The 25,283-nt window shown below is 35.8% G+C and carries 28 protein-coding genes and 1 pseudogene; 22 read left to right on the top strand and 7 right to left on the bottom strand.

What is annotated here, in order from left to right; translation table 11 throughout:
• Positions 1 to 16: 16 nt before the first annotated feature.
• Positions 17 to 1,357: a transposase gene (locus PT285_RS09255; RefSeq protein WP_277149928.1), complete on the top strand. Its 1,341-nt coding sequence runs from the start codon at positions 17 to 19 to the stop codon at positions 1,355 to 1,357.
• 80 nt (positions 1,358 to 1,437) lie between these two features.
• Here the strand turns inward: PT285_RS09255 and PT285_RS09250 are convergent, their stop codons facing one another.
• Complete coding sequence (locus PT285_RS09250) at positions 1,438 to 1,746, bottom strand: DUF2187 family protein (protein ID WP_277149926.1); 309 nt, start codon at positions 1,744 to 1,746, stop codon at positions 1,438 to 1,440.
• A 90-nt stretch (positions 1,747 to 1,836) separates the two neighbouring features.
• Between PT285_RS09250 and PT285_RS09245 the strand changes: the two genes are divergently transcribed.
• The 3 genes from PT285_RS09245 (at position 1,837) to PT285_RS09235 (ending at position 3,924) form a co-directional block, all read left to right on the top strand.
• Complete coding sequence (locus PT285_RS09245; RefSeq protein WP_277149924.1) at positions 1,837 to 2,385, top strand: guanylate kinase; 549 nt, start codon at positions 1,837 to 1,839, stop codon at positions 2,383 to 2,385.
• A 148-nt stretch (positions 2,386 to 2,533) separates the two neighbouring features.
• A complete protein-coding gene (locus PT285_RS09240; RefSeq protein ID WP_374211472.1) occupies positions 2,534 to 3,028 on the top strand; it encodes a C40 family peptidase in 495 nt (164 codons plus the stop codon).
• A gap of 185 nt (positions 3,029 to 3,213) precedes the next feature.
• A complete protein-coding gene (locus PT285_RS09235; RefSeq protein ID WP_277149922.1) occupies positions 3,214 to 3,924 on the top strand; it encodes a C40 family peptidase in 711 nt (236 codons plus the stop codon).
• Between the two features lie 74 nt (positions 3,925 to 3,998).
• On the opposite strand, the pseudogene PT285_RS09230 reads toward PT285_RS09235, so the two are convergent.
• A pseudogene (locus tag PT285_RS09230) lies at positions 3,999 to 5,273 on the bottom strand (ISL3 family transposase).
• Positions 5,274 to 5,497: 224 nt separating this feature from the next.
• Between PT285_RS09230 and PT285_RS09225 the strand changes: the two are divergent.
• The gene (locus PT285_RS09225) at positions 5,498 to 6,343 is read left to right on the top strand and encodes a C40 family peptidase (RefSeq protein WP_277149920.1); all 846 of its coding nucleotides are present in this window, start codon (positions 5,498 to 5,500) and stop codon (positions 6,341 to 6,343) included.
• A 53-nt stretch (positions 6,344 to 6,396) separates the two neighbouring features.
• Here PT285_RS09225 and hflX read toward each other — a convergent pair whose 3' ends face one another.
• Both hflX and PT285_RS09215 read right to left on the bottom strand, forming a co-directional pair.
• The gene (gene hflX, locus PT285_RS09220; RefSeq protein WP_277149918.1) at positions 6,397 to 7,680 is read right to left on the bottom strand and encodes a GTPase HflX; all 1,284 of its coding nucleotides are present in this window, start codon (positions 7,678 to 7,680) and stop codon (positions 6,397 to 6,399) included.
• Positions 7,681 to 7,864: 184 nt separating this feature from the next.
• A complete protein-coding gene (locus tag PT285_RS09215) occupies positions 7,865 to 8,665 on the bottom strand; it encodes a MurR/RpiR family transcriptional regulator (RefSeq protein ID WP_277149916.1) in 801 nt (266 codons plus the stop codon).
• A gap of 173 nt (positions 8,666 to 8,838) precedes the next feature.
• On the opposite strand from PT285_RS09215, the gene PT285_RS09210 reads away from it, so the two are divergent.
• The 5 genes from PT285_RS09210 to PT285_RS09190 are packed head-to-tail and all read left to right on the top strand — an operon-like array spanning position 8,839 to position 12,483.
• Positions 8,839 to 9,924 (top strand): tyrosine-protein phosphatase, encoded by a 1,086-nt coding sequence (locus tag PT285_RS09210; RefSeq protein WP_277149914.1) that lies wholly within the window; start codon positions 8,839 to 8,841, stop codon positions 9,922 to 9,924.
• A complete protein-coding gene (locus PT285_RS09205; RefSeq protein ID WP_277149912.1) occupies positions 9,917 to 10,366 on the top strand; it encodes a PTS sugar transporter subunit IIA in 450 nt (149 codons plus the stop codon). The genes PT285_RS09210 and PT285_RS09205 overlap by 8 nt, the downstream gene beginning before the upstream one ends.
• Positions 10,347 to 10,823 carry a PTS sugar transporter subunit IIB gene (locus PT285_RS09200; protein WP_277149910.1) on the top strand — a complete coding sequence of 159 codons (477 nt, stop codon included), beginning with the start codon at positions 10,347 to 10,349 and terminating at the stop codon, positions 10,821 to 10,823. The genes PT285_RS09205 and PT285_RS09200 overlap by 20 nt, the downstream gene beginning before the upstream one ends.
• On the top strand, positions 10,820 to 11,638 hold the full coding sequence (locus tag PT285_RS09195; protein ID WP_277149908.1) for a PTS sugar transporter subunit IIC: 819 nt from the start codon (positions 10,820 to 10,822) through the stop codon (positions 11,636 to 11,638). The genes PT285_RS09200 and PT285_RS09195 overlap by 4 nt, the downstream gene beginning before the upstream one ends.
• Positions 11,635 to 12,483 carry a PTS system mannose/fructose/sorbose family transporter subunit IID gene (locus PT285_RS09190; RefSeq protein WP_277149906.1) on the top strand — a complete coding sequence of 283 codons (849 nt, stop codon included), beginning with the start codon at positions 11,635 to 11,637 and terminating at the stop codon, positions 12,481 to 12,483. The genes PT285_RS09195 and PT285_RS09190 overlap by 4 nt, the downstream gene beginning before the upstream one ends.
• A gap of 260 nt (positions 12,484 to 12,743) precedes the next feature.
• Here PT285_RS09190 and PT285_RS09185 read toward each other — a convergent pair whose 3' ends face one another.
• On the bottom strand, positions 12,744 to 13,388 hold the full coding sequence (locus PT285_RS09185) for a ribulose-phosphate 3-epimerase (protein ID WP_277149904.1): 645 nt from the start codon (positions 13,386 to 13,388) through the stop codon (positions 12,744 to 12,746).
• Between the two features lie 178 nt (positions 13,389 to 13,566).
• On the opposite strand from PT285_RS09185, the gene PT285_RS09180 reads away from it, so the two are divergent.
• Genes PT285_RS09180 through PT285_RS09145 form a run of 8 tightly spaced genes read left to right on the top strand, consistent with a single transcriptional unit; the run spans position 13,567 to position 19,079 of the window.
• Positions 13,567 to 14,025 carry a PTS sugar transporter subunit IIA gene (locus tag PT285_RS09180; RefSeq protein ID WP_277149902.1) on the top strand — a complete coding sequence of 153 codons (459 nt, stop codon included), beginning with the start codon at positions 13,567 to 13,569 and terminating at the stop codon, positions 14,023 to 14,025.
• Between the two features lie 13 nt (positions 14,026 to 14,038).
• Positions 14,039 to 15,391 carry a PTS galactitol transporter subunit IIC gene (locus tag PT285_RS09175; RefSeq protein ID WP_277149900.1) on the top strand — a complete coding sequence of 451 codons (1,353 nt, stop codon included), beginning with the start codon at positions 14,039 to 14,041 and terminating at the stop codon, positions 15,389 to 15,391.
• 2 nt (positions 15,392 to 15,393) lie between these two features.
• On the top strand, positions 15,394 to 15,549 hold the full coding sequence (locus PT285_RS09170; protein ID WP_277149898.1) for a hypothetical protein: 156 nt from the start codon (positions 15,394 to 15,396) through the stop codon (positions 15,547 to 15,549).
• Positions 15,546 to 16,070: a YjbQ family protein gene (locus tag PT285_RS09165; protein ID WP_277149896.1), complete on the top strand. Its 525-nt coding sequence runs from the start codon at positions 15,546 to 15,548 to the stop codon at positions 16,068 to 16,070. The genes PT285_RS09170 and PT285_RS09165 overlap by 4 nt, the downstream gene beginning before the upstream one ends.
• A complete protein-coding gene (locus tag PT285_RS09160; RefSeq protein WP_277149894.1) occupies positions 16,063 to 16,659 on the top strand; it encodes an SIS domain-containing protein in 597 nt (198 codons plus the stop codon). Before PT285_RS09165 ends, PT285_RS09160 begins: the two co-directional genes overlap by 8 nt.
• Entirely contained in the window at positions 16,652 to 17,194 is a 543-nt protein-coding gene (gene hxlB / locus PT285_RS09155; RefSeq protein WP_277149891.1) for a 6-phospho-3-hexuloisomerase, read from the top strand. The genes PT285_RS09160 and hxlB overlap by 8 nt, the downstream gene beginning before the upstream one ends.
• 18 nt (positions 17,195 to 17,212) lie before the next feature.
• On the top strand, positions 17,213 to 17,596 hold the full coding sequence (locus PT285_RS09150) for an HTH domain-containing protein (RefSeq protein WP_277149889.1): 384 nt from the start codon (positions 17,213 to 17,215) through the stop codon (positions 17,594 to 17,596).
• A 7-nt stretch (positions 17,597 to 17,603) separates the two neighbouring features.
• Positions 17,604 to 19,079, top strand: a complete 1,476-nt coding sequence (locus PT285_RS09145) for a transcription antiterminator (protein WP_277149887.1) — start codon at positions 17,604 to 17,606, stop codon at positions 19,077 to 19,079.
• 138 nt (positions 19,080 to 19,217) lie between these two features.
• On the opposite strand, the gene PT285_RS09140 is transcribed toward PT285_RS09145, so the two are convergent.
• A complete protein-coding gene (locus PT285_RS09140; protein ID WP_277149885.1) occupies positions 19,218 to 20,222 on the bottom strand; it encodes a LacI family DNA-binding transcriptional regulator in 1,005 nt (334 codons plus the stop codon).
• Between the two features lie 162 nt (positions 20,223 to 20,384).
• Here PT285_RS09140 and PT285_RS09135 point away from each other — a divergent pair, with 162 nt between their 5' ends.
• The 4 genes from PT285_RS09135 to PT285_RS09120 are packed head-to-tail and all read left to right on the top strand — an operon-like array spanning position 20,385 to position 23,672.
• Positions 20,385 to 21,101: a transaldolase gene (locus tag PT285_RS09135; RefSeq protein WP_277149883.1), complete on the top strand. Its 717-nt coding sequence runs from the start codon at positions 20,385 to 20,387 to the stop codon at positions 21,099 to 21,101.
• 17 nt (positions 21,102 to 21,118) lie between these two features.
• Entirely contained in the window at positions 21,119 to 22,777 is a 1,659-nt protein-coding gene (locus PT285_RS09130; protein WP_277149881.1) for a PTS system mannose/fructose/sorbose family transporter subunit IID, read from the top strand.
• Between the two features lie 15 nt (positions 22,778 to 22,792).
• On the top strand, positions 22,793 to 23,215 hold the full coding sequence (locus PT285_RS09125) for a PTS sugar transporter subunit IIA (protein WP_277149880.1): 423 nt from the start codon (positions 22,793 to 22,795) through the stop codon (positions 23,213 to 23,215).
• Positions 23,184 to 23,672, top strand: a complete 489-nt coding sequence (locus PT285_RS09120; RefSeq protein WP_277149878.1) for a PTS sugar transporter subunit IIB — start codon at positions 23,184 to 23,186, stop codon at positions 23,670 to 23,672. Before PT285_RS09125 ends, PT285_RS09120 begins: the two co-directional genes overlap by 32 nt.
• Before the next feature lie 431 nt (positions 23,673 to 24,103).
• On the opposite strand, the gene PT285_RS09115 is transcribed toward PT285_RS09120, so the two are convergent.
• A complete protein-coding gene (locus PT285_RS09115) occupies positions 24,104 to 25,270 on the bottom strand; it encodes a mannitol dehydrogenase (protein ID WP_277149875.1) in 1,167 nt (388 codons plus the stop codon).
• Positions 25,271 to 25,283: the final 13 nt, after the last annotated feature.

Here is a 25,283-nt window from a genome sequence, read left to right as displayed (position 1 = left end):
AAGGAGATCTCACGCTATGAAAAGTATATCGCAAATCAATCAAGAAAAGGATACTTGTTCTTTAATTTCTGCTTTTGCTAAACTAATTGGTCTAGCTGATCTGAGCAAGAAAGTTAACTTTAAACGTCATTCCTTAGTTAGCCTGCTCATGGTGATTAATTGGATGATCCAATCACGCTTTGCCAGAAAGTCTCTGTATCGTTTCGATCAACCTGCAGAATTTACTTCTAAAACTGGCAGAAATGTTCTCAATGATGGTCGCATCAACTGGCAAAAACTGCTTTGCTTAGCTGCTGTCAATTTGATTACTGCGCTCAAACCCGCAATTGATAAGCGTAGAAGATTAGCCTTGATCGTTGATGATACTTTGATGTCACGTTCCTATTCTAAGAAAACGGAATTGCTTGCTAGAGTTTATGATCATAATGAGCATGAATATGTTAATGGTTACCGTGGCCTAACTGTTGGCTGGAGTGATGGCAATACTTTTTTGCCAGTAAATTTTGCTTTAATGTCAACTAAGAACAAACAAAACATGATTGGCAGTAAAGCCATTACTACTGATAAACGTTCCATTGCAGGCAGAAGAAGAAATCAAGCTCAAAGACAGATGAATGATGTTACAGTTGAATTAATCAAACAAGCTTTAAACGAAGGCATTCCAGCGGACTATGTGCTGTTTGACAGTTGGTTTGCATCACCCAAAATGTTCTGGCGGTTAAAACAACTAGGATTAAACAGCGTATCTATGCTTAAATTAAGCAAAAAAGTATACTATCGATATCGTGGCCGGCTCTATGATGTAAAAAGTCTGTACGAAAGATTGACGGCATCAAAGATAAAGTTGAAAGACGATTACCTTTATAGCTGCGTGGTAGAAGCTGAATATCAAGGACATAGCTTTCCGCTCAGATTAGTATACGTTACTAAGCGCGGTAACAAGAGAAAATACTTGGTTTTGGCTACTACAAGATACCAGTTGCAGCCAAAAGAGATTATTCAGCTTTATGGCCGTAGATGGCAGATAGAGACTTTCTTTAAAGCAACCAAGCAGTATCTGGCTTTAGATAAATCACAGATCCAAAACTATGACGGACAAAGTGGCTATTTTGCCATCACTGCCTTAACTTATGAGCTGCTAGCTTGGCAGGAAAGACAAGCAGTTGATGAGCGAACAATTGGAGATTTGTTTTACTTAATGAATGACGCGTTGCCAGATTTAGCTTTCGAAAAAGCATTGGTCTACCTGTTATCGGCATTGAAAGAAGTCAAGGAGCAAATTACAGAAGAGGTAGACCAAATAATAAGCAAATTTATTAAGCTATTACCTAGCTTCATTCAAAAATATTTGGCGTGAACCAAATAAAACACAAGTGGGCATTAAAAAAGTCAGAGCCCACAAGGAATCTGACTAGTTTTATTGCTTTCAAGTTTCAGTTATTTGTCTTCTTTAGTACCTTTTCCCTTGCCAGAGGTTTTCATTTTTTCCACTTTTACTTCGTTAGCTTTGGCAGCTTTGACATTTTTGCTCGTTCGGCCGGATGAAGCCTTTAAGTTTTTGAAATTGACGACAATTTTATTGTTTAAATCGCTGATCGCAGTTTCGTCGACTGGATCGTAATGGGTGATTGCCAGCAGGGCGGAATTTTCGTAAACTTTTTCCACTTTGCCTAGGAACGGTTTGGTGATTTCTTCTTCCGATTTGGCACTGACAATTTTTCCAACCTTAACTTCGGATCTTTTCATTTTCAGTTTCTCCTTTCATTCTTGTTTAAATTGCAACAGAAAGATAGTATTATAAAAGTTTGTTATTGTAAAGCAAAGGGAGCCTAAATTTTGTTAAAAATTATTTTGATTGCTGGGCCCAGTGGTGCCGGTAAAACGACAATTTCGGAATACCTCACAAAAACCTATGCAATTCCGCGGGTCATCACACATACAACCAGGCCAATGCGGACAGGCGAAACACAAAATAAATCATATTATTTCGAAAGTAATAAAAGTTTTGCCCAGTTACATTTTTTTGAGCATGTTACCTACGGGCAATACCAATACGGCTCAAGCAGGGAGGCCCTGAGAAAAGCATGGCAAAAATCCGCTGTGGTTTCACTGATCGTCGATATCAAGGGAGCGGAGGCTTACTTGCAAAAATTGGGCAGTCATGTTTATTTCTTGTACGTCACAGTTTCACATAAAGAAGAATTGGAAAAAAGATTGCTTAGCCGCGGTGACGATCCTAAAAAAATTAAAGAACGTCTAACCGGTTCAGAATTAAATGTACTGCCTGAACAGTTAAAAAACAGAGCACATATTTTATTAAATAACAATTGGAAGGAGACCAAAAGTCAATTAAGCCAACTGGTAGCAGCACTTCAGTCTAAATAAACTGTATTTTATAACAAGAAGGCTGATATAGAATATTTTTAACCTGATGGTAGTTATTTTGACACAAATGTGTAACATTTCCTGGGTATGATATATATTGTTGATTAGATTAATTTTAGGAACAATTGAATCTGAGGGAGAAAGAGCTTTGAAACATAAACATGAAGTGATCAAGTTAATTACTTTCTTATTTTTAACCAGTATTTCTGTTACCGGCCTGACTGCGGCGACGTCCGCACAGAAAGTCGATGCAGCTGTTGATGCAACTGAGGTTTCGAAAACAGAAAAGCGCGAAGCTGTTGTCAAACTTGCTAAAAAGCAGGTTGGTAAACACTATGTTTATGGCGCTACTGGTCCCAATGCGTTTGATTGTTCAGGATTAGTCCAGTATGTTTATAAAAAAGCGTGCAACAAAAAGCTGCCGCGGACGACTTATACCCAAGTTAAAGCTGGTAAAAAGGTTTCACTTAAGAAATTGAAAAAGGGCGACCTTCTGTTTTGGGGGTCAGCTTCTGCTCCTAAACATGTGGGAATTTATGCTGGGAATCATAAGTTTATCCATGCAGCTACGCCGGCACAGGGTGTACGTAAGCAAAAGCTAAGTCAATACTTTTATCCCTCGGCTGCTGAACGTGTTCTTTAATTAATGTGCTATTTAAATTAAATTTATTACAGTACCTAAACAGATTTGGGTGCTTTTTTGTCTACTGTATCGTTTCTGTAATAATTATGTAACATGGTGCGAGTAAAATAAAGTTGTTAATGAGTAAAGAGGCATTATAGCTTTTAATTTTCACTAATGCAATAAAGGTATGGGAGAAGATAATTTTGAATATTAAAAGTAATCTGGTTAAACTTACTACCGCTGCTGCCTTAACTGTCGTGAGCGTCTCAGCAGTTGGCTCAATAAAGACAAATTCGGTAACTTCTAACGTTAAAGCTGCCACAACAAAAGTAAAAATTAAGTACGTTCCGGGATACGGCGTCAATGTTTGGGATAATTATGATGAACCTAATTTTACGGGGAAACGCATCCAGCACGGAAAAATTGTCAAAGTAGTTAATAGTGCAGTTGATAAAAAAGGTGAAGTTTGGTACCAGATTGGAACCGACAAGTGGATTCAAGCAAGGTATACCGTTGATGCAAATAAGAAATTGTCTAAAACTGAAGATGCTAATAAAGCTGCAGAAGTAGTTTCATTAGCTAAAGAGCAGGTTGGTAAGCCGTATGCGTGGGGTTCTAATGGCCCGAGCGCGTTTGATTGTTCTGGATTAGTTTCTTATGTTTATAATAAAGCAGCTGGTGAAGATATTACGCGTACAACGACCTCGCAGGTTAATCAGGGCAAAACAGTTTCAATGGATGATTTAAAACCCGGTGATGTTTTATTCTGGGGTTCACCTTCGGCACCGTATCATGTTGGTATCTGTGTTGGAAATAATCAATATGTTCATGCTGCCGGTCCTGGTGAGGGAGTTGTTAAGCAGAACATTTCTCCTTACTTTTATCCTTCAGTTGCTAAGCGAATACTTAATTAAATTGGCGGGGTGCTTAGAAAAGCGGCTCTCCGTCAAGTGCTGTTGATGAAAAATAATATTTGATTTTAAATGCTTTAAGCAATCTTGCTTAAAGTGTTTTCTTTTAGCACACTATTTTTTGATTCCAGCATGATTCTGGTTACTAGATTATCAAAATTTCGATAGCCATAAGCTGTGCGCTCTATCTGCTTAATCTTGCGGTTAGTTCCCTCAACACAACCATTGGCATACTTAAATCTTGCGGCGTTTAGAACGGCTGTGCGATTGTGTTTGAAGGTTTTAACCGTAATCTTCATTTGTGTGCCTAAATCTTCTTTGCAGTCTAGTAATTCCAACATTTGTCCCACATTCTTTGTTCTCAATGCTTTACTAAAGCCTTGCAGGAAATTATAGGTGTTTCTCAGCTTGGGCGAACAATCAAGTCCCTCATCTACGATAAAAGCTTGATTAGACATCCTTTTGAGATGGTGATAGTACTTGAGTTTATCGCCTTTTAAATCAGCTACCGGCTTTAAATAAAACTTCCAGTAATACTTGAGCAGTTTGTAACGGCTGTCGCTATGTTCATACTGTTTCATGGTCTGAACTCGCAGCTGGTTAAAGGAACGATTAAGCATCTGAACGAGATGAAAGCGATCAATAATAATTTGCGCATTGGGAAAGAGTACCCGAGCAAGATCTTGATAATAAGCATTGAGATCCATGGTAATGGTCTTAACCTGCCTTCTAACTAGCAAAGGAAATTTCATAAAATAATTTTTAATGTCCTTTTTACGCCGGCTTTCTAAGATTTTAATAATGCGGTGACTGTCACCATCAATACAGATAAAGTGCAATTCTCCTTTTACCCCACGAAATTCATCGACTCCTAGGTGTTTTGGCAAGTATTCATAGTCACACATTTGCGGCTGATGCTTGAACTTGGTGAGTTCGCGCAAAACAGTATGGTCAGAAACATTGTTAGCTTTGGCAATATCCTTCATTGAACGATCAGTGGTTAATTCTTGAATAATTTTCTGCTTGCTAGGATTGGCAATAAAGCAATGTTTATTAACCAAAGAGCTAGTTGCTTGGAAAGTATGCTGGCAATTATTACAAATCATTCTTTACTTATAAAGCTTAATCTTAATAGGCCTAGAGGCATCATAAGAAGGATAGCTGAGAGTAGAATTATAGCCGCCATAAGGAGCAAGCGAATTATGGCAATTAGGGCATTGCTTTAAAGAAGACAGCAGTTTAGCCACTAATATCTTGGTTGATTGGTCCTTAGCCAAATAAAAATCAGAAAAAATAATGTTAGGGTCTTTAATATCGAGTAAAAATTTAATAGAATTATTGAGAGAGGTCATAGTCAAAGCTCCAATCTTTTTAAGTGGTATTAGGAAATTTAAGTGGAGGCTAAGGCCTCTTTTTTGTACAAAAAATATCCTGTTAACATAATACCATAGAGTATTCATCAACAGGATTAATTGTAGAACCAGAAAAGCTAGGTGCCTTTTTGTTTACTCTGATAACAGAATGCTTCTATAATGAAAGAAGAGTTTTGTTTTGGCAATTAAGGAGAATTTGATTAATGAAATATAATTTTTTGAAAATTGGGACTGCAGTCTTTTTGACTTTTACGGGGATTGCTGCTGCACCTAGTGCCCAAGCGGTACTGGCTGCAAGTTATTCTGCCCCATTAAAGAGGGTGGCAATCTCTGGCAAAAATGTCAATGTGTGGACTAGTTACAGTAAAAATCAGATTGCTTTTAAAGCCAAAAACAATAGTAAGTGGAATGTGGCGGCAACAGCAACTGATGGTCAGGGAAATTTATGGTACAAAGTTGGCGTGAATGAATGGCTTGAGGCACGCAATACGATTGATCTGACTGCTAATAGTGTCCCTGCTAAGGTAAAAAAAGAAAAGCAGGCAGTGGTTAAAGCAAGCACCAAAAAGCAAAATTTAAGTCAGGCACCCAAGCCGCAAGTGCTAACCAAACCCAGTACGAATACGAGTCAAGCAAGTAACTTAAACTCGGTTAATATTGCTAATGTTGCTGCGGTACCCAGCTCTAGTTCAGCAGCCGCTGTCGTTGCTTTGGCAAAGCAGCAGATAGGTAAACCATATGTATGGGGTGCTAACAGCAGTGCCAGTTTTGACTGTTCTAGCCTAGTTCAGTATGTTTACCAGCAGGCCGCTGGCCTCAGCTTGCCGCGCGTGACGACCGATCAGGTAAAAGTGGGAACAACGGTTCCCATGAGCCAATTGCAGCCAGGCGATTTATTGTATTGGGGTGCAGCCAATGCCCCCTATCACGTTGCGATTTATGTTGGCAACAACCAGTATGTTCATGCGGCAACCCCTGATCAGGGCGTGGTGCAGCAGACAATTACTCCATATTATTACCCCTCACTTGCTAAACGGGTTTTACAATAAAAACTATCATAATTTAAAAAGGATGACTGAATTTTCACAGTCATCCTTTTTTGTTAAACTATATATTTTTCAAATTGCGATTGATTTTCCGGGGCCAGTCTTACCTCAGTGTGCACACCATCAGTTTGATAATCTTCCTTAATGACTTGTGCGTGTTCGTGCAGGTACGACAGTAATTTGCCGTCTTTTAGCGGCAACAACAATTCACATTTTTGGTAATTGGTGAAAACTTGTTTGGTAATTAGTTGCGCTAGCAATTTAATTGACTGCTCGTCTGTTGCCGAATATAGAACATCGCTGCCTTCGATTTGGGGAAACTTGCGGTCAGTTTTGTCTGCTTTGTTATAAGCGGTAATTATCGGAATGTTCTTTACCCCAATTTCACTCAAGACTGTCTGGGTTGTCCGGATCATCTGCAGCATGTTGGGGTCGGACGCATCAACAACGTTGATTAAAAGGTCGGCGTCCTTTGCTTCCTGCAGGGTTGCCTTGAACGATTCAATTAAATTGTGCGGCAGTTTCGAGATGAAGCCAACGGTGTCGGAAAGAATAAAGCTAAAGTTGTGCGGCAAATCGATGCGACGGACACTGGTATCTAGAGTTGCGAACAGCATGTCTTTGACAAAGACCTCTTTTTCATCAGCTTCCGCGGAAAATTCTTTAAGTAAACCATTCATTGTTGTTGATTTTCCCGCGTTGGTATAGCCGACAAGTGCAACTTTTGGAATATGGGTTTGATTGCGCCGTTTGGCCTTGATTTCTTCCTGGCCGGTGATTGCTTTCAGCTCTTTTTTGATGCTGGAAATCTGTTTGCCGATTGTCCGTCGATTTAATTCCAGCTTTGATTCACCAGCCCCACGGTTAGCAAAGCCGCCGCTGCTTGAACCGCCATTGCCCCGTTGCTGGTCAAGATTATTTTCGGAAGGATGCAGGCGCGGTAGTTCGTATTGCAGGCGTGCAAGCTGCACTTGTAATTTAGCCTGCTTTGTCCGTGCCCGTTTGGCAAAAATTTCAAGAATAAGTTCTGTCCGGTCAATTACGCGCAATTTAGTTAATTTTTCTAAATTGCGGATTTGTACAGGTGTCAACTCATCATTTAAGATTACGACCCTTGCTTTCAGCCCGCGAGCCATGTCCTTAATTTCGTTGATTTTGCCGAGACCAAAGTAAGTTCCGGCAACAATTTGCTGGCTGTTTTGCTGAGATTGGCCAACAACTTCCATGTTATTAGCTTGTGTTAAGTTGGCTAATTCGCTCATGTAATAAGCAAAATTAGGATCATTTAAATTTACGCCGGCAATGTAAGCCTTAGTTTTGTGTAATTGGTTATCGATCATTTAATCCCTTTCTGTAATTTAACTTAATATCTATCATCTGCTGTCTGTTGCCATTTTTTTACCATTTTAAACAACTTCTTTCTATTTTTAGTATAGCTACATTGTAATACAGATTGTCCGAGATTGGAAAAGGCAGAATACCATAAAGTACTGAAGCAATCAATTCAAAGCTAGATTATCAAGTTTATTTGTCATCAATTGCCTCGCGTGTAGTCTGCATCGTGTTTTTAAAGCTGGGTTCTTCTTGAAGATACGAGGTTAGAATATCAATCAAGTACATATTAGAAAATTGCGAGTTAACAAATTTTTCGTTGTCAGCAAAGCGCGGGTTATATACATGAAAAGTTAAATCGCTCATTTGTGCGACTGGATTGTCTAAATAACTGGTAATTGAAACAATTTTTGCGTGTCCTTTTTTGGCAAATGTTAATGTTTTCACGATACAGTCGGTGATACCACTGTTTGAAATTGCCAAAAATAGATCATCTTTTGTAGCAATGCTTGCCCTCATCTGCATCCAAAACTGATCGTCAAAGCTATTTGCGTTAATTCCCATTCGTATTAGTCTTAGACCTAAAGTTTGGGCCGAAGTCCCAGAACTGCTAGCACCGATAACAATAATATTTTTCTGCTTTTTTAGAAGTGCAATGAATTGTTTAATCAAATTTTCATCAATCATTTGTTGTGTATTTTTGATCACGGTTTGGTAAAAATTGAATACCTCATCCAGTACATTATTTTTTTCCTTGAGTGCAGTATGAATTGAATGCTTGCCGATATTGACTTTCATATCCGAATAACTGTCACAGCCAATTTTCTTAACAAAGCGGGTAATCGTCGCGTTAGACGCGGAGGTTTTTGCAGCTAATTCGGTTATTTTCATGTTGTTGAGCTTAAAGCTGTTTTGTAGAATGTAGTCTGCAATTCTTTTTTCAACTTTCGAAAAAGTTAAATAATTTTTTTGGATTGAAATTAATGGATTCAAAATTATTTTCTCCTAATAAATATTAAATTATGAGTATTCATTGCTTCAGAAATTAGTTTTACTTAGTTTAAATTATAGCTCATTCTGTAGGAAAAGAAAATTATTTTCATAAATTTAATATTGATAAAACTATTTTCGTAATGTATAATCATGCTGAAAGGGGTTGCAAGAGCATGAAGGAACAACCATATATTTTACCAAGGGTGGAAATGAAACGTGATGGTGATGAATTAAATATCAAATTAAAAGAAGCTAATTCAGGAGAGTATCAACTTTTGATGGGTTCTCTGCCTGTAAGAGAAAAAATTGTAAAGGTAATCGCCACGAGCACAACAGGTGAATTCTGCGTGACAGTTTCGCGCACGGAACTACCTAAATATTTTTTGATTAAATCCAAAAATTTTTCTACGAATCTCTTTGCTGAGAGGGTTTTGCCGCTTGCTAACGCAATTAATGTCCGTGACATGGGTGGCTATGAAGCAAATGATGGTCGTATCTTGAAATGGGGTATCCTGTTTCGTGGTGATCAATTATCTAAAATTGATGAAACGGACCAACAAATTCTGACTAATTACAATTTGCAGACAATTGTTGATTATCGTTCACCGCATGAACGTCGGTTTCATCCTAATAAGTTTTTACCGACGGTCGTTCAAATATTAAATTGTGACCCACAATCGAGCTTTTCTGAAGCAGCTGCTAGTGTGGTTGACTTGAAGGGGGAAAATGAGAAATTAGTTCAATCATTGGAGAATGGTGATGTACCAGAAAGGTATATTAATGATCGGGGCGAAAATGTTATCGAAAGTTATCAAGATATGGTAACTTCGCCGGTCGCTCAAAAAGCTTATGGACGATTTTTAAAAGCGGTTGTTAGAAAAGAAGATTTACCTCTGCTGCATCATTGCCGTGGCGGCAAAGATCGAACAGGTTTTGGCTCAATGCTGGTTCTGTTGCTGCTTAACATAAAGGATGATGATGTAATTAAGGATTACATGTTAACAAAAATTATTCGTAAAGACCGTAACCAATTAAAGTATGACCTGTATCATGAATTAGTGCAAAAGAAGTCATATTTGGATTATTTGATGGCAATGATTGATACAAGAGAAAGCTACGTTAAAGCGGCCATTGCTAAAATTCGTGAATTATTTGGAACGCCAGAGAATTATTTTCAAGAACATTTTGGTTTAACTATGGCTGAAATCAATCAGGCGAGGGATTTTTATTTAGAGAAAGGAGTCGATAATTGTGACTAATAAAACACCGGGGGTGGCCGTAATTTTGGCCAGCCATGGATATTTGGCCAAAGAAGCATTACGCAGTGCGGAAATGATTGTCGGTCAACAAGATAATTGTGCTGTGCTTTCTGTTACCGAAAATTTAAACCTAGAACAAGCTAAAGAAGAAATGGAACAGAAGTATGCTGCCTTAGATACGGGTAAGGGGACAATTATTTTAGTTGATATTTTGGGCGGAACACCCTCAAACGTTAGTGGCACGTTCTGTTTAGAAAAAGATAATGTTTTAGTATTAAGCGGTTTAAATTTGCCGATGCTACTGGACTTATTTACCAATCGGGAGCGAAGTTTGGCCGAATTGGCAGAATCGTTAAAAAAATCGTACAAAATAGGTTTTCAAAATATCTCAGAAAGATTTCAAGAAGAGGAGGAAGACGAAGATGGCAGTGGAATTTTGTAGGATAGATGATCGTTTGATTCATGGTCAGGTGGTCACGACCTGGCTGAATGTTAAGCAAATTGAGCAGGTGATTATTGTTGATGACCAGGTTGCTAAGGATAAGATTCAGTCTAATGTTTTAAAGATGAGTGTTCCAAGCAATATCAAACTGCATATTTTTTCAACAGAAAAGTTTTTGAAGATTGTTCCCAACAATCCGGTTACAAGACGGACCATGCTGCTTTTTGCTTCACCGTTTACGGTTGAAGAAATAGTTGCCAGTGGCTACCAAATTCCTAAGCTAAATATTGGTGGTATTCGTGGTAATGACCAACGCAAGCAATACACTAAGGCGGTTTTTCTGACTGAAGAAGAAAAGCAAACTTTGGAGAAATTGCTTGATCAAGGAGTTGATATTGAGATTCAAATGGTACCGACTGATAGTGCTGTTAAATTAAGTGAGGTGTTAAATAAATGAAGGTCTTCATTTTAACTGCATTGGCTTTTCTTTTAGGAATTGATGATGTAAGTACAAAAATGTTCCGGCGACCGCTATTGATTGCACCGATTGTTGGAATAATTCTCGGTAATTTGCAGGCAGGTTTGGTTATTGGTGCTACGCTTGAGATTATGTGGATGGGCATTGGCGATGTTGGTGCCTACATGGCGCCAGACTTGATTACGGGCACTATGATCAGCACATCGCTGGCAATCATGGGTAATACTAACGGCTCAATCTCAACGATGGTCGCTACGGCGATTACACTAGCTGTGCCGACCTCGATCTTGGCACAACAGCTGCTTGTCTTAATTGAAACAATCAATTGTTCGCTTAATGGCTGGGCTAAAAAATTAGCAGATAAGGCAGACGTAAAAGGAACTTATTGGCTAACCTGGCCGCCAGCACTCTTGTATGGTTTTACGCGTGCATTTCCTACTTTTCTAGCTTTGCAATTTGGTGCAGGAGCTATTCAAACAGCGATCAATGACCTACCTAAATTTATAATCAACGGTTTAAGTACTGCGGGTTCAATTATTCCTTCAGTGGGTATTGCTTTGTTAATGATGACGATGCTGAAAAAAGGCGAACTGTGGATGTTTGTTATCTTAGGTTTTGTTTTATCTTCATATTTGAAATTAGATATTTTACCAATCACTCTAATCGCCTTAGTTTTCGCATTTCTATATGAAAGAGCGACACGTGAACCCCAAGTTGCTAAGACCGCTTCAACGGCTGCAGCGACGGAAAATGTTACTGATAGTGAAGATGATGAGGAGGATTATGACCTATGACAGAAGAAAAACTGACAGTACCGGAACATAAATTAAATAATCGTGATTTGTGGCGGATGTTTATGCGGCTCAATACGATGCGGATCACGCTAAATTATGAAACATTGCAAGGTGTTGGTTTTATGCGGGCGATAGCACCGGCACTGGCTAAAATTTATCCTGATAAAAAAGATTTGTCAGAGGCCATGAAACGGCATTTAGTATTTTATAACTCGCATGTTAACTTTGATGCGGTGATTTTGGGTTTAACTGCCGCAATGGAAGAAACAACACCGCCAGATGAAAAAGACGGAATTAATCCTTTAAAGACAGGGCTGATGGGACCTTTGGCCGGCTTAGGTGACAGCCTGATTAAATTTACCTGGCTGCCGATTGTTGGAAGTATTGGTGCCTCAATTGCCTTTGGCGGCAGTATTTTTGGCCCAATTTTAATGTTCATCTTGTATAACATTATCAACATGGGTGCGCGTTATTATGCAGTTTCTTTCGGCTATAAAAAGGGCATAGATTTTTTGAATAATAATCAGCAAAGCGACGTCATTCAACGTATTTCTACAATTGCTAATGTAGTCGGTTTGATGGTTGTAGGGGCCTTGATTGCAACCGTGGTAAAAGTGCAAACCCCGTTAAAAATTGCTGTTCATTCTAATGTATCGAGTAAAGTTGGCAGCAATGTAATCAGCTTGCAGGCAATGTTTGATAAAATTATGCCCGGCGTGTTAAGTTTGTTGGTAACAATTGCTGTTTATTATATTTTAAAGAAAACGAACGGCAAACACTCTGCAATGCTAATTGTTATCATGATGGTTCTTGTAGTGGGTTTGAGTTACTTTAAGATTTTGTAATAAAACACGCTGTTGAATTTAAAATAATATTGCTGCTTTTTAAGTGTAACTGAAACTTGAAAGCAATAAAACTAGTCAGATTCCATGTGGGCTCTGGCTTTTTTAATATTCAATTACGTTTTATTCTATTCACAATAAGTATTTTTGAATTAGCTTCTTGCTCTCTTTTGTGCCGATAAGAGGTAGATTAATGCTTCTTTAAAAGCAAAATTTTTGTTAAAAATAGCGCATCCCTTAGTTGTGAGGGATGCGCTATTTGGCTATAGGCTTTTTAACTTTTTAACCTGTTCAATAATATTACCCTTAAAAATGAAAGAACCTGAAACGGCAATGTCAACTCCAGCATCAATTAGTTCCTTTAAATTATTGTTATCAACACTGCCATCAACTTCAATTTGGTAATGATAATTGTATTTTTGGCGTAAATCGTTTAATTGTTTAACACGTTCAATTGAAGAGTTAATAAAGGTCGAGCCACCAAATCCTGGATCAACCGACATGATCATAACCTGATCAACGAGATTAAGAACTGGCTTGATTGTTTCAATTGCAGTTCCAGGATTGATAATTACTTCAGCCTTTTTGTTTAAGTTTTTGATCATTGTTAATATGCGATGAATATGATTAGTTGCCTCTATATGAATTCCTATCGTTTGGGTAGTCGGTAAAGCATAATCTTTGAGTATGCGTTCAGGACTTTCAACCATCATGTGAATATCTAAGGGAATTTTCGAGTGTTGGCTGATTTCTTTGACTATGCTTTTGCCAAATTCAATTTCGTTAACGAAGTTGCTATCCATAACATCAATATGTAAGAAATCAACCTTTGCTTCAGCAAGCTGTTGTAATACTTTTTCTAAATTTATTTTGGGTCCGCTATGCAGCGAGGCTGCTATTTTGATCATTTTGAATCACTCCTTTAACTTAACTTTTAAATAGATTACTTAATATTGCAAAATGAAATTTGCACTGTGATCATGCAAATTTTGCTTTTAGAAATTGCCCCTTAAGGTGCAAAAATCATTTTTCTTAAAGCGCTAATAAAGCTTAGTATTTATATGAAAAATGAAAGGCGGATGAGGAATGTTTTTTGACAAAAAAATAATTAGGTTAGGAGTAGATGCTGGCAGTAGCACAGATGTAATTAAGCTGCTTGCTGAGGCATTAGCGGGGGAGAAAATAGTAAAATCCACCTATTTACAACATGTATTAGAGCGTGAAACAAAGTTTCCAACTGGGCTTCAACTTGAAGACAATGTAGGAGTTGCTATTCCACACACCGATTCAAAATATGTTAACGAATCACAAATAGCAATGGCGACTTTAAAGCAACCTGTGTGTTTTAAAAATATGGTAAATGCTTCGCAAATTGTAAATGTTGATTTGGTATTCATGATTGCCATGAGCCAGCCGCATGAACAAGCACAGCTGTTAAGTAATTTAATGACTTTTTGTCAAAATAAAAAGGCTGTCCAAGAGTTACTAGCAACCTCTAATAATATAAAAGCTTATGAAATTTTAAAAAAGTATCAATTGAGTTAAAGGAGAGAGATATATGTTTGTACAAGCAATACATTGGTTTTTGAATTTAGGTTCAACTGTAGGTATTCCAATTATAATTATTATTTTAGGCTTGATTGTTGGTCTAAAACCCTCTAAAGCAATAATTTCAGGTTTAACTTTGAGTGCCGGCTTTATTGGTATGAATATGGTCGTTAATATGATGGCAACTGATTTACAGCCAGCAATAAAGCTCATGGTGGCAAGATACCACCTGTCTTTAAGCATAATGGATGTTGGTTGTGGCGTTGGTGGCCCGCTTGCATTTTCAAGCTCTTTGGGGGTCTTGGCTATTCCAATAACAATAGTTATTAATTTGGTTTTAGTATGGATCGGAATGACCAGAACTTTAAATGTAGATATTTGGAATTTATGGCAACCAACTTTTATCGGTTTGCTGGTTTGGGCAGTAAGCAATAACTATGTTTATGGAATTATTGCCGTATGTGGTGCCTTTCTTTTAGAACTATTCCTTGCTGATTTAATGCAACCAATCACAGAAAATTTCTTTGGCTTACCCGGAATTGCCATAACGCATACGATGGCCTTGACGCCGACAATTTTAGCAGTGCCATTAAATTGGCTGTTTGATAAAATACCAGGATTTAATAAACTGGATGCCAGTCCAGAGAAGATTCAAAAGAAATTAGGAGTTTTAGGCGATCCGTTAGTTATTGGTTTTATTGTCGGTGTTGGTATTGGTTTGCTGGCAGGTTTTGATGTGGCAGGTATTTTGCAATTAGGCGTTGAAATGGGTGCAACTTTAAAGATTATGCCAAAAATGATTTCAATGTTTATGGAAAGTTTGACACCGATTTCATCTGCTACGCAAGAATTCACTAAGAAGCATTTGCGCGGTAAGAAAGTAAATATTGGTATGGACGCTGCCTTAACAGTTGGTCATCCAGCAGTTATTGCAACAAGTGTTTTAATGATTCCTATTTCTCTGTTTTTAGCCGCAATCTTGCCAGGTAACAAAGTTTTACCATTAGGAGATTTAACTCTTTACATTTATGTATTTACTTTAATGGTTGGTGCATTTAAGGGCAACATTATCAGAAGCTTGATTGGTGCAATTATCTATTCAGTTCCAATGCTCTATCTTTCTACTTGGTTGTCGCCATTAGTAATGAAGAGCTTTAAGCTGGCAAATTATAGTATCAATACAAAGGGTGCCTTTTCATTTGAATTATCTGGTTTATGGTCCAATGCGCTCTTCGTATGGATGGCGCAAAATCTTGGTGTTATTGGCTTAGTAATTTTAATAGTAGTTTTGCTTGGACTTTTGTATTACTTAAATATTGTGAAAAAGTTTAATTCAGGTGCAAGTGTGGAAGAAGGTAAATAATTATGAAAAAAATGTTAATTATGTGCGGTGCAGGTCATGCTACCTCAACAATTGTTCCAGATTCTATTAAAGATAAAGTAATCAATGGGGTTGCATTATTAACGGGTATTGGAACAGAGCAAGTTTGGGAACAGGTGAAAGCTGCGCTTGAGAAATGAGCTTTTATTTTGAAGAAATACATTTAAAGACTGTTCAAGGGCGGCCATCGTATCATTGCATTACTGATGAAGTAAAAGAAATAGTTAAGAAAAGTGAAATTCAAAACGGAATCTGCTTGATTCAAACGGCCCATACTACTTGTTCCGTATATTATGATGAGTACATGCATGATAAGAATTATTATGAAGATGATTATTTACAGGTCGATTTAAATAATGTATTAGAAAAAATAGTCCCCAGGCAAACCTCGGAAAATTATCCTTATTTGAGTCCAGGACCGGAGCACATTGCTTACGGGATGAAGAAGACCGATCCAAATTATCCGGCTGTTAAATGGACAATGCTTAACACGGATGGCCATCTAAGATCTGATTTTTTGGGGAATAGTGTTACTTTGGCAGTTCGTCAGCAAAAACTATTTTTAGGCTCAGTAGGTCAAGTGTTCTTTGTCGATTTTGATCAGACCCGTGAAAGAAATAGAAATGTTGAAGTAATGATTGTGGGTGATAAAGATGAGTAATTATGCCAATTTGTTTAAAATAGAGGGCGAAGAAATTGTTAAACTTGGACAAACACTTAATTTTGACGAGCTCACGCAACTAGTTGAGCTATTAAGTGGTGACGAACACAATATTTTTATTACTGGATGTGGAACTTCTGCAATGGTAGCCAGGAAGTCCGTTCATACTTTAAGTGTGGTCGGCAAACCGGCATTCTATTTAAATCCTTCTGATGCTGTACATGGCAGCCTTGGCCAAGTAAAGGCTGAAGACATAGTAATTTTTATTTCCAAAGGCGGCTCTACTAAAGAATTAACAAGTTTTGTTGAAAATGTTAGTGATAAAAAGGCTAAAATTGTTGTGGTCACAGAAAATCCAACTGCAATTTTGGCTAAACAAGCGGATTTAGTTGTTAAAGTGAAGGTTGAAAAAGAATTGGATGCCTTTAATATGTTAGCTACTACTAGTTCGCTGGCAGTTATTGCATTATTTGATGTTGTTGCAACGACTTTAATGCAGACTGAAAATTTTAGCAAAAATGATTTTTTATTGAATCATCCGTCAGGTGAGGTAGGACAAAGATTAGCAGTGGATGTAAATCATGCTTAGAGAATTTAAGCAGGTTACTGCTGAACTTAATTCTGTTGAAAGTGATCTGACTGATGAAAAAGCGCAGCAAATTTTAGAAATGATTTTTTCGGCAAACCGGATCTTTCTTTCTGGTGAGGGACGCAGTGGTTTAATGGTTAAGGCTTTTGCCAATCGGCTGACCCAAATGGGGTTATTGGTTCATGTAGTTACTGAGATAACGGCTCCTGCCATCACAAAGAATGATTTGCTGATTTTTAATTCTGCAAGTGGCAGTTCGAGTTTTTTAATAGCGCAATCTAAAAGTGCACGAAAGCAAAAAGCTAAAATACTTACATTTACTGCTGCTACGGATTCAGCTCTAAGCAAAAATAGTGATTTAGTAGTAAGGATTAATACTCAGTCAAAAGATCAAATTGGCAATTCTGTTCAACCAATGGGGAGTTTATTTGAACAAACATCGTTATTGTTGTTTGATTGCTTAAGCTTGAAGGCGCTTAATGAACATATTGTTACTTCAACTAGCTTAAGGTCTACACATTCTAATCTTGAATAAATTACGAAGGAGATAAACATGAGTAGTAACAGAGATTTATTGCGTTTTTTACAGGAAAATAATGAATCATGGATCACTGCTAAAACTCTTGCGATGAAATTGGGGGTGTCGGAACGAACAGTAAAAAGTAAAATTGCACAGTTGCGTAAAAGTGGCAGTGAAATTGCCAGCGGTCCTAAAGGATATAGGGTTAAGGGAACGTTAAATTCAACCCCCAATACAACTAATTATTTGCCGCATAATATTAAGCAAAGAAAATCATGGTTAATTAGAAAACTGCTAAAAACGGAAAATAAAGTTAATGTCTATGATTTATCGGCGCAACTGTATATTAATGATGTTGAATTGCGCAAAGAACTAAAAGATTTAACAACTAAAAGATTTAACTGGGATATTAAATAACTATGATTTGAATTTAAAGCATAGTGGTGATTTTTTTAAAGTTGATGGAAAAGAAGAGAATAAGCGCAGGCTACTATCATCAATAATTTATCACGAACTTAATGGGACATTGTTAAATGAGAAAATCATTCAAAAGTATTTTCCAGAAGTAAATGTAACTGTGATCAGTCAGATATTGAGTAAAAATTTAAAAGAATCAGCGATTAGGCTTGATTCTTTTAATTTTAGTAATATTCTGCTGCATATAGTTATTATGGTAGATAGGACCAACAATAATAAGCTGGGCACAAGCAAAATAAAGAAAGCTGATTTGCCAGTTGTTCAAGGAATAGTTTTAGATTTGAAAACTAAGTTGAATTATCGCTTGACGGATTATGATATTGATCAATTGACCAAAATGCTGGAATTACTTGAAGACAAGCATGAGGTGAAGATACCTGATAATTTGCAAATCAATCAATTATTTAAGCAAATAGTTGATTTTGTCAGAAGAACTTATGATTTGAACTTAGACGAGGAATTGTTTAAAAAAAGATTTTTACCACATTTGTTGCGCTTAATTGATCGGTTTAAAAATAATAATCCTATTCATAATCCTTTGGCCGAAAATATAAAAAATTCATCGCCAACTATTTATGAATGTGCCACACTCATCGCATATGCAATCAAGGACTACCTCGGGATATCAGTCAGCGAAGAAGAAATTGCATTTATTGCATTACATGTTGGCAATATCGTCGCTGAACAGATTAGAGATGAGAATAAAGTTATTTGTCAATTGTTCATGTCTGACTATCACGATAATGCAAAGGCAACAATGAATTTACTTGACAGAAGATTTGGTAATGACATTGTGATTTTAAATACTATTTCTGACGAATCAGATATTTTGCTGGAAACTGAGCTAATAATCGTAGTGAATTCAAAAGAGATAATTAATGAGCGAAATTTTGTTCAAGTCTCCGGTTTTTTACTACCGAACGACATTAATAAAATTCAAAAAGCAGTTAAACAGATAAAAGATGATAACTTGTCCCAAGAACTAAAAAAAGGATTGGCAAAGTTTACTTCAGAAAAAAATTTTGTTAGGGATGTTCATAATAGATCGGCTAGAGAGGTAATTCATTATATTTCGGAAAAATTTATTGCCGAAAAGATTGTCGGTAATAATTTTGAAGATAAGATAATCGAAAGAGAAAAATTATCAAGTACTGCATTTGGCTCCGTTGCAATTCCCCACACTATTGATTACAATGCAAAAATTAGTCAGTGGTTCATCTATCTCAATCCTAAAGGCATTTATTGGAGCGGGCAGACTGTATATTTAATTATCGTTTTGGCGTCAAGTTCAAAGGATGAGAAAAAATTCCGTAAGGTTTTTGATGAATTATCGGAAGTAATTATTAATGATAATAAGGTTTCAAAACTTACTAGTTGCCATAATTACCAAGAATTTGTAAAGGAAATTATAAAAATAGAATAGTACTGATTTATTTAGTTTGGCGATAATTTTGCCGAAATAGACATTTTAAGGTGGACAGTAGATAAAATTAACAAAAATGAGGATATTAGAGAAGATAGTTTTAGCTGTCTTCTTTTTTGCTTTTGGCGGATTTGTTTATTACGTTGTTTTACGTTTAATTAAGGAAACCGGAATGACAATTTTTCTTTCAAGTATTTTGTTATTTTTAAATAATTTAATTAAATTATTACAGGACGTAATTGCTAATTTGTCTGTATCTTGATGGATAGTAGTTAATTGCATTTCTTTAGCAATTGGAGAATCATCAAAACCAACTATGCTCAATTGATCAGGTATAAGGATATTTTTTTCTTTAGCTATTTGATATATAAACGCTGCTACATTATCATTAACTGCAAATATGCCTACTTTTTTGTATTTTTTAATTAAGTCTAATAATTTACGGCTAAGAGTACTTTTCTCACTATAAATATTATCAGAATGTGCAGCAAGCGTAATTATTTCAATCTCATTAATTTTTCGACTGACAAGGGTATCTTTAAATCCTTTTACACGCTTTTGATTTGACGAAAATCCAGATGTTTTAGTTGTTACCATAACTGGATAGGCATCGTTATCAATTAAATGATTTGTTGCAAGTAAGGCTCCTGAATAATCATCTGAAGAGGTAATTATGATATTGCTAGCAAGTTTAGGAAATCTGTCGATAAAAACAGTAGGTATTGAAATTTCGCTATCTTTAGGTGAAATTTGTTTTTGTGATGATATTACTATTAATCCATCCACAATATGACTGCTTAATTGTTTTATATATCGTTTTTCTAATTTAGGACTTCTATCTGTATTGCATACAATTGTAAGATATCCTAAGTTAAAAAAATATTGTTCACATTTTTTGACAATGCTAGCGTAATAAGAATTTGTAATGTCAGGCACTATAATACCTACTATTGAAAGCGATCCCCGTCGCATTCCTTGAGCGATAATGCTTTGATGGTAATTATATTTTTGGGCAACTGAAACAACCTTTTTCTGAGTAGCTTCAGAAAAACGGCCTGTATTATTTAAAACTCGTGAGACTGTAGAAACAGAAACGCCGCTAAGCTTAGCAATTTCTTTGATTGATATAGACTTTTTTTTCATTTTGTTTAATCCTATTAATTTTATAATTTAGTTTACAATTTTATGTTCGCGGTGTACAATAAATCGTGATTAGAGGGAACGTTTTCATAATCGTAGAGTTGAAAAACTCTTTTATTTATATGTTTTGCGGTAACGTTATCGCAAAAAAGCAAGGAGAATATAATGAAAATAAAAGATTTACATGTTGAAATTTATGCAGATGGAGCAGTAATTAATGACATGATTAAAGCAAAGGAGAGTGGTGTAGTAAAAGGTTTTACAACTAATCCATCTTTAATGAAAAAAGCTGGGGTAACGGATTATGTAGAATTTGCTAAAGAAGTTTTGGATAAGGTAACTGGGTTACCAATTTCATTTGAAGTTTTTAGTGATGACTTTGCAACAATGAAAAAAGAAGCTGAGAAAATTGCAAGTTTAGGTGGGAATGTTTATGTAAAGATCCCAATTACTAATACTAAAGGTGAATCTTCTGTTCCTTTAATAAAGAAGTTATCTTCTGAAGGAATTAAAGTCAATGTGACAGCAGTTTTTACCTTAAAACAAACAGAAGAAGTTTTATCGGTTTTAAAACCAGGTAGTAAAAATATAATCTCTATTTTTGCTGGTAGATTAGCAGATACAGGAGTTGACCCAATTCCAATTATGAAAAAAGCTGCTAGTTTGTGTAAGGAAAAGGGTAATGCCCAACTTTTGTGGGCTAGTTGTAGAGAAGTATTTAATATATTTGAAGCTGATAAATGCGGAGTAGATATTATTACTTGTACCACACCGGTTATTGATAAATTAAGCCTTGTTGGTATTTCCCCAGAAGAACGCTCATTACAAACAGTTCAAGGTTTTAGTAAGGATAGTAAAGAACTAGGGTTTTCGATTTTATAGGTTAGGAGGAAAAGAAAATGTTGTTATCTGCAATATTAGTAGCATTATTGGCTATTATTTCCCAATGGTGGTTTTTTGCACCAATTACACGTTGTATGACATATCCATTAACAACTGGATTACTAGTTGGAATTTTTATGGGTAATCCAATGTTAGGTATGCTTGCTGGTGCTAACATTCAACTAGTATATCTTGGATGGATTAACACCGGTGGTGTTATGCCAAGTAATACTATGGTGGCAGGCATATTTGGTACTGCACTTACTATCTTGTCTGGGGCAGAACCTAAATTGGCGATTACATTTGCTATTCCGTTTTCTTTGATAGGTTTATTAATGGTTCAAATTTATCAGACGGTCAACTCGTTATGGGTTAATAAAGCTGATGTTGCTTTGGAAAAGGGAAATATTAAAGAAGTTAGATTCTTAAACTATGTTCCATCATTTATAGTTTCGGTAATAGTTTATGGTATACCAGCATTCTTGCTCGTTCTTTTAGGAAAAGGCTGGGCAACTTCAATGCTTAAAATGATTCCTAAAAGTTTTACTGTTGCCTTAGAAGTTGTTGGTGGGATTATGCCAGCATTAGGTATTGCGATGCTACTTAATTATTTAGGTAAAAAATCAATAATCCCATATTTCTTTGTTGGCTTCTTTTTAACTGCTTATTTGAAATTAGATATTATGGCTATAGCAATTTTTGCTGGTCTAATTGCATATTTGATTTTTATTGGACAAAAGAAAGATGCAGAAAAGGGAACTAAACAAGCTGCTGTTAAAAAAGTTAGACGACTTAGTTTGGCAAATAGAACTGGAGAAACAGAAAGTGTTGAGAAAAAGTCAGAACCTGAAGAACAAGTTAAATATAATGTTAAATTAACCAAGAGTGACTTAGTTAAAACTTGGCTTTGGGAACAATCTGATGAAGCTGCTTATAACTATGAGCGTTTACAAGCTTTGGGTCTGACTAACATGATGATTTCACCTATTAAGAAATTATATCCTAAAGAAAGACAAGCAGAAGAACTGAAGAAATATATGGTGTTCTTTAATACAGAGCCACATATGGTTGGACCTGTTATTCATGGGGTAGCATTATCCATGGAAGAAGCTAGGGCAAATGGTGCTAAGGTTAGTGCTGAGGATATTAATAGTGTTCGAACTGGCTTGATGGGCCCAGCAGCCGGAATTGGTGATTCGGTTCAACAGGGAATAATGTTCCCAATTCTTGCTAGTATTGGTGCCACAATGGCATTACAGCATAATTACTTTGGACCTGTATTTTTCACATTAACATTTTTGCTTTTGATATATTCAATTGGCTATGCTATGTTTATGTATGGCTATAAGCAAGGAAAGAAATCAGTCTTATCAATTTTAAAGAGTGGGCTATTAGATAAAGTAACTAATGCGTTTTCGATAGTTGGTTTGATGGTCGTTGGTGCAATGGCTGCAACCAAAGTAACTATTAGGACACCTTTAGTCTTGCGTGTTGGTCAAAGTGTTATTAAGTTTCAGTCTGTAATTAATCAATTGGCGCCAAGTTTAATTCCGCTGTTAATTACATTGTTTGTTTGGTATTTATTAAAGAAGAAAATAAACGCAACTTGGATTGTCGTCGGAATTTTTATCTCAGGAATAATTCTTTCTTATCTTGGAGTTTTTGCTATTATTTAGTTAGAAGTGTTAATTATGATCCAAATTGTTTTAATTAGTCACGGCCCTTTTTGTGAGGGAATAAAGAAAAGTGCTGAAATGATTGCTGGAAAAAGTAAATATGTTGAAGCAGTTCCTTTTTTAGAAGGAGAAGATCCGCAAAATTATAGTGAAAAGCTAGAAAAAATACTTGAAAACAAAACGTCAATTGTTTTGGCTGATTTAAAAGGTGGGACGCCTTACAACACTGCCTTATATTTATCTGGAAAATGTGATTTGAAAATGATTACTGGTATGAATTTACCAATTTTGTTGAGTATATTAACTAGTAGGACTGATAATTCATCAGTAAATGATTTAGCGGAAGTAGCTTTAAATCCCGAGAATCAGGGAATTGAATTGTCAAAATTAGGAGGAAATAGACATCATGCAAAACTTAGTCTTAGCTCGAATAGATGATCGTTTAATTCATGGTCAAGTAATGACAAAATGGCTTAAGAGTACCGGAGCACAAAATGTTGTTATAGTTGATGATGAAGTTGCCAAAAATGATTTCATGATTAATGTTTTTGAATCAGCAATTCCTGAAGATATAGGAATTGGTGTGTTTAACAAAGAAGATGCAGTAACATTCTTTTCTGAACCGCTTGAAGCGCCAACTTTGATTTTAGTTAAGATTCCAGAAACTCTTGAATATATGATTAATCATGGTATTGACATTAAAGAAATTGACTTAGGAGGAATGGGAGCAAAGAATGGACGAAATACGTTATATCAGTATATTTCAACTAGTTCTGAAGAAGATTCCTGCTTCTTGAGATTGCTTGATAAGGGGATTAATGTATATGTTCAAATTGTTCCTCAAAATGAAAAGGTTCCTATTAAATCTCTAATTGGAAAAAAGAATAGTCTTTAAATTATGAAGGATCTAGTTTAATTTAAGATAAAATAATTTATTAATTAAATTTAAACTAAAATTTGACAGCTAGAAATTACGCAGAAAGAGCGTGATTTCTAGCTTTTTTAGCACAAAAATAAAAACGCAAGACCTCTCTGCTTTCACTAAACTAATTGGTTTATTTGCTATCAGTGTTAAAAGAGATTAAGGAGCTAATTTCAGAAGAGACAGATCAAATAATAAATAAAATACACGATTCCAGTAAAATACCGAAATCGTGTATTAGCAACAATGTAAATTTAAAAATATCTAACTTTTCTGTTACACTTCATAAATTAACTAGAATTAACTAGGATTTTTTAAAAAATAATAATCTTTAGTAAACTTAAAGTTGATGTAATTTTTAATGCCAAATAATAAGTTTGTGTTTTAATTAAATATTAAGCAGGTCATTCATTAAAAAATTTACCTGCCTGTATTTTGTTGTATTCCTGACTAATCTGTTTTACAACATCATCATTATCTTTTCGATCAATATATTTAGCGACAGTTGCAGTTATCCCCCTATTTTTTATTTCGTTTTGAATGATCATAGCATTTTTATCTTTAGGTTCAGTATAAGCAAATCCACATGCTGCAGCCTTAATCAATCCATCGTACTTAATATTATATTTTTGACAAAGTTTTACTACTCCTAATAAACGATCATTTTTTCCTAATTTTCTAATTGGATCGAAACCAACTCTAAAAATTGAATCAGACATTTCATCTTTAGCGGCTGGCAAATATTCTAATTCCCGAATTTCATTTCTAGTAACTGGATATTCGTATAAAACTGCTTGTACTGCTGAATCATGAACTGATTGAATAAGTTTTTGAACATCTGGATCTTGTTCAGCTTTTGCAATATCATCGTATCCTTTTAAATATCCGGCGTAGGCAGTAGTAGCATGTGGACCGTTGATTAGGAATACCTTGATATCCTTTAGCATTTCAACATTTTCTCGGACGTCTAACCATTTTACATCACTAAAATCACAATTTACAGGCCCTTGAATTAATAATGAAGCAACTGCTGTAGTCACTAATTTTGTTGAATAATTAGTGGCTGCATCCGTACTTCTTCGTACTATTGAATCTCGTACAACCACATTTTTATCAAACCATTCTCTTACAGAATCATTTTTAAGACTATTTCTGAAATACTCAGTAATTTCATTAATAATATGATTTTTGTTAGTCAGACAAATCAGTGTCTTTTTATTATTTTTATCTTTTTCATATTGTAAATCGAAGCAATGTCCTAAATATTCTGCTGCTTCTTTAAAATCAGCTGGATAAAGAGGGAGCATTATTAAATTTGAATTTAAGAAACTATCAGCAATACTATAATTACTATCTGCTAAAAAAGCTTTATATCCACTTATTGTATTAGTGAAAACACTGTCGGTAGTATGAACACTGACATCATAAGAACCTGTCTTTTTTAATTCAGAAATTACTCTTGGATCTTTATCTAGAAAACTAATATTCCAGTTTGCATTGTAAAAAGTTTCACCTAGGAAGCCTTTTCCCAAGCGCCCAGCACCTACAATAATTACATTCTTGTTATTCATAAATAATCCTCTT

The sequence above is a fragment of the Lactobacillus sp. ESL0791 genome (genome assembly GCF_029433255.1).
Lineage (GTDB): Bacteria > Bacillota > Bacilli > Lactobacillales > Lactobacillaceae > Lactobacillus.
Note: the sequence above shows the minus strand (reverse complement) of the source record. Positions and strands in the feature narration are given on the sequence as shown.

Excerpts from the sequence above, each read along its gene's own strand:
- PT285_RS09165 (WP_277149896.1), top strand. The coding sequence starts at position 15,546 with ATGAGCTTTTATTTTGAAGAAATACATTTAAAGACTGTTCAAGGGCGG.
- PT285_RS09190 (WP_277149906.1), top strand. The coding sequence starts at position 11,635 with ATGACAGAAGAAAAACTGACAGTACCGGAACATAAATTAAATAATCGT.
- PT285_RS09250 (WP_277149926.1), bottom strand. The coding sequence starts at position 1,746 with ATGAAAAGATCCGAAGTTAAGGTTGGAAAAATTGTCAGTGCCAAATCG.
- PT285_RS09175 (WP_277149900.1), top strand. The coding sequence starts at position 14,039 with ATGTTTGTACAAGCAATACATTGGTTTTTGAATTTAGGTTCAACTGTA.
- PT285_RS09200 (WP_277149910.1), top strand. The coding sequence starts at position 10,347 with ATGGCAGTGGAATTTTGTAGGATAGATGATCGTTTGATTCATGGTCAG.
- PT285_RS09135 (WP_277149883.1), top strand. The coding sequence starts at position 20,385 with ATGAAAATAAAAGATTTACATGTTGAAATTTATGCAGATGGAGCAGTA.
- PT285_RS09185 (WP_277149904.1), bottom strand. The coding sequence starts at position 13,388 with ATGATCAAAATAGCAGCCTCGCTGCATAGCGGACCCAAAATAAATTTA.
- hflX (WP_277149918.1), bottom strand. The coding sequence starts at position 7,680 with ATGATCGATAACCAATTACACAAAACTAAGGCTTACATTGCCGGCGTA.
- hxlB (WP_277149891.1), top strand. The coding sequence starts at position 16,652 with ATGCTTAGAGAATTTAAGCAGGTTACTGCTGAACTTAATTCTGTTGAA.
- PT285_RS09170 (WP_277149898.1), top strand. The coding sequence starts at position 15,394 with ATGAAAAAAATGTTAATTATGTGCGGTGCAGGTCATGCTACCTCAACA.
- PT285_RS09195 (WP_277149908.1), top strand. The coding sequence starts at position 10,820 with ATGAAGGTCTTCATTTTAACTGCATTGGCTTTTCTTTTAGGAATTGAT.
- PT285_RS09255 (WP_277149928.1), top strand. The coding sequence starts at position 17 with ATGAAAAGTATATCGCAAATCAATCAAGAAAAGGATACTTGTTCTTTA.
- PT285_RS09210 (WP_277149914.1), top strand. The coding sequence starts at position 8,839 with ATGAAGGAACAACCATATATTTTACCAAGGGTGGAAATGAAACGTGAT.
- PT285_RS09125 (WP_277149880.1), top strand. The coding sequence starts at position 22,793 with ATGATCCAAATTGTTTTAATTAGTCACGGCCCTTTTTGTGAGGGAATA.
- PT285_RS09180 (WP_277149902.1), top strand. The coding sequence starts at position 13,567 with ATGTTTTTTGACAAAAAAATAATTAGGTTAGGAGTAGATGCTGGCAGT.
- PT285_RS09150 (WP_277149889.1), top strand. The coding sequence starts at position 17,213 with ATGAGTAGTAACAGAGATTTATTGCGTTTTTTACAGGAAAATAATGAA.
- PT285_RS09120 (WP_277149878.1), top strand. The coding sequence starts at position 23,184 with ATGCAAAACTTAGTCTTAGCTCGAATAGATGATCGTTTAATTCATGGT.
- PT285_RS09140 (WP_277149885.1), bottom strand. The coding sequence starts at position 20,222 with ATGAAAAAAAAGTCTATATCAATCAAAGAAATTGCTAAGCTTAGCGGC.
- PT285_RS09225 (WP_277149920.1), top strand. The coding sequence starts at position 5,498 with ATGAAATATAATTTTTTGAAAATTGGGACTGCAGTCTTTTTGACTTTT.
- PT285_RS09130 (WP_277149881.1), top strand. The coding sequence starts at position 21,119 with ATGTTGTTATCTGCAATATTAGTAGCATTATTGGCTATTATTTCCCAA.
- PT285_RS09115 (WP_277149875.1), bottom strand. The coding sequence starts at position 25,270 with ATGAATAACAAGAATGTAATTATTGTAGGTGCTGGGCGCTTGGGAAAA.
- PT285_RS09160 (WP_277149894.1), top strand. The coding sequence starts at position 16,063 with ATGAGTAATTATGCCAATTTGTTTAAAATAGAGGGCGAAGAAATTGTT.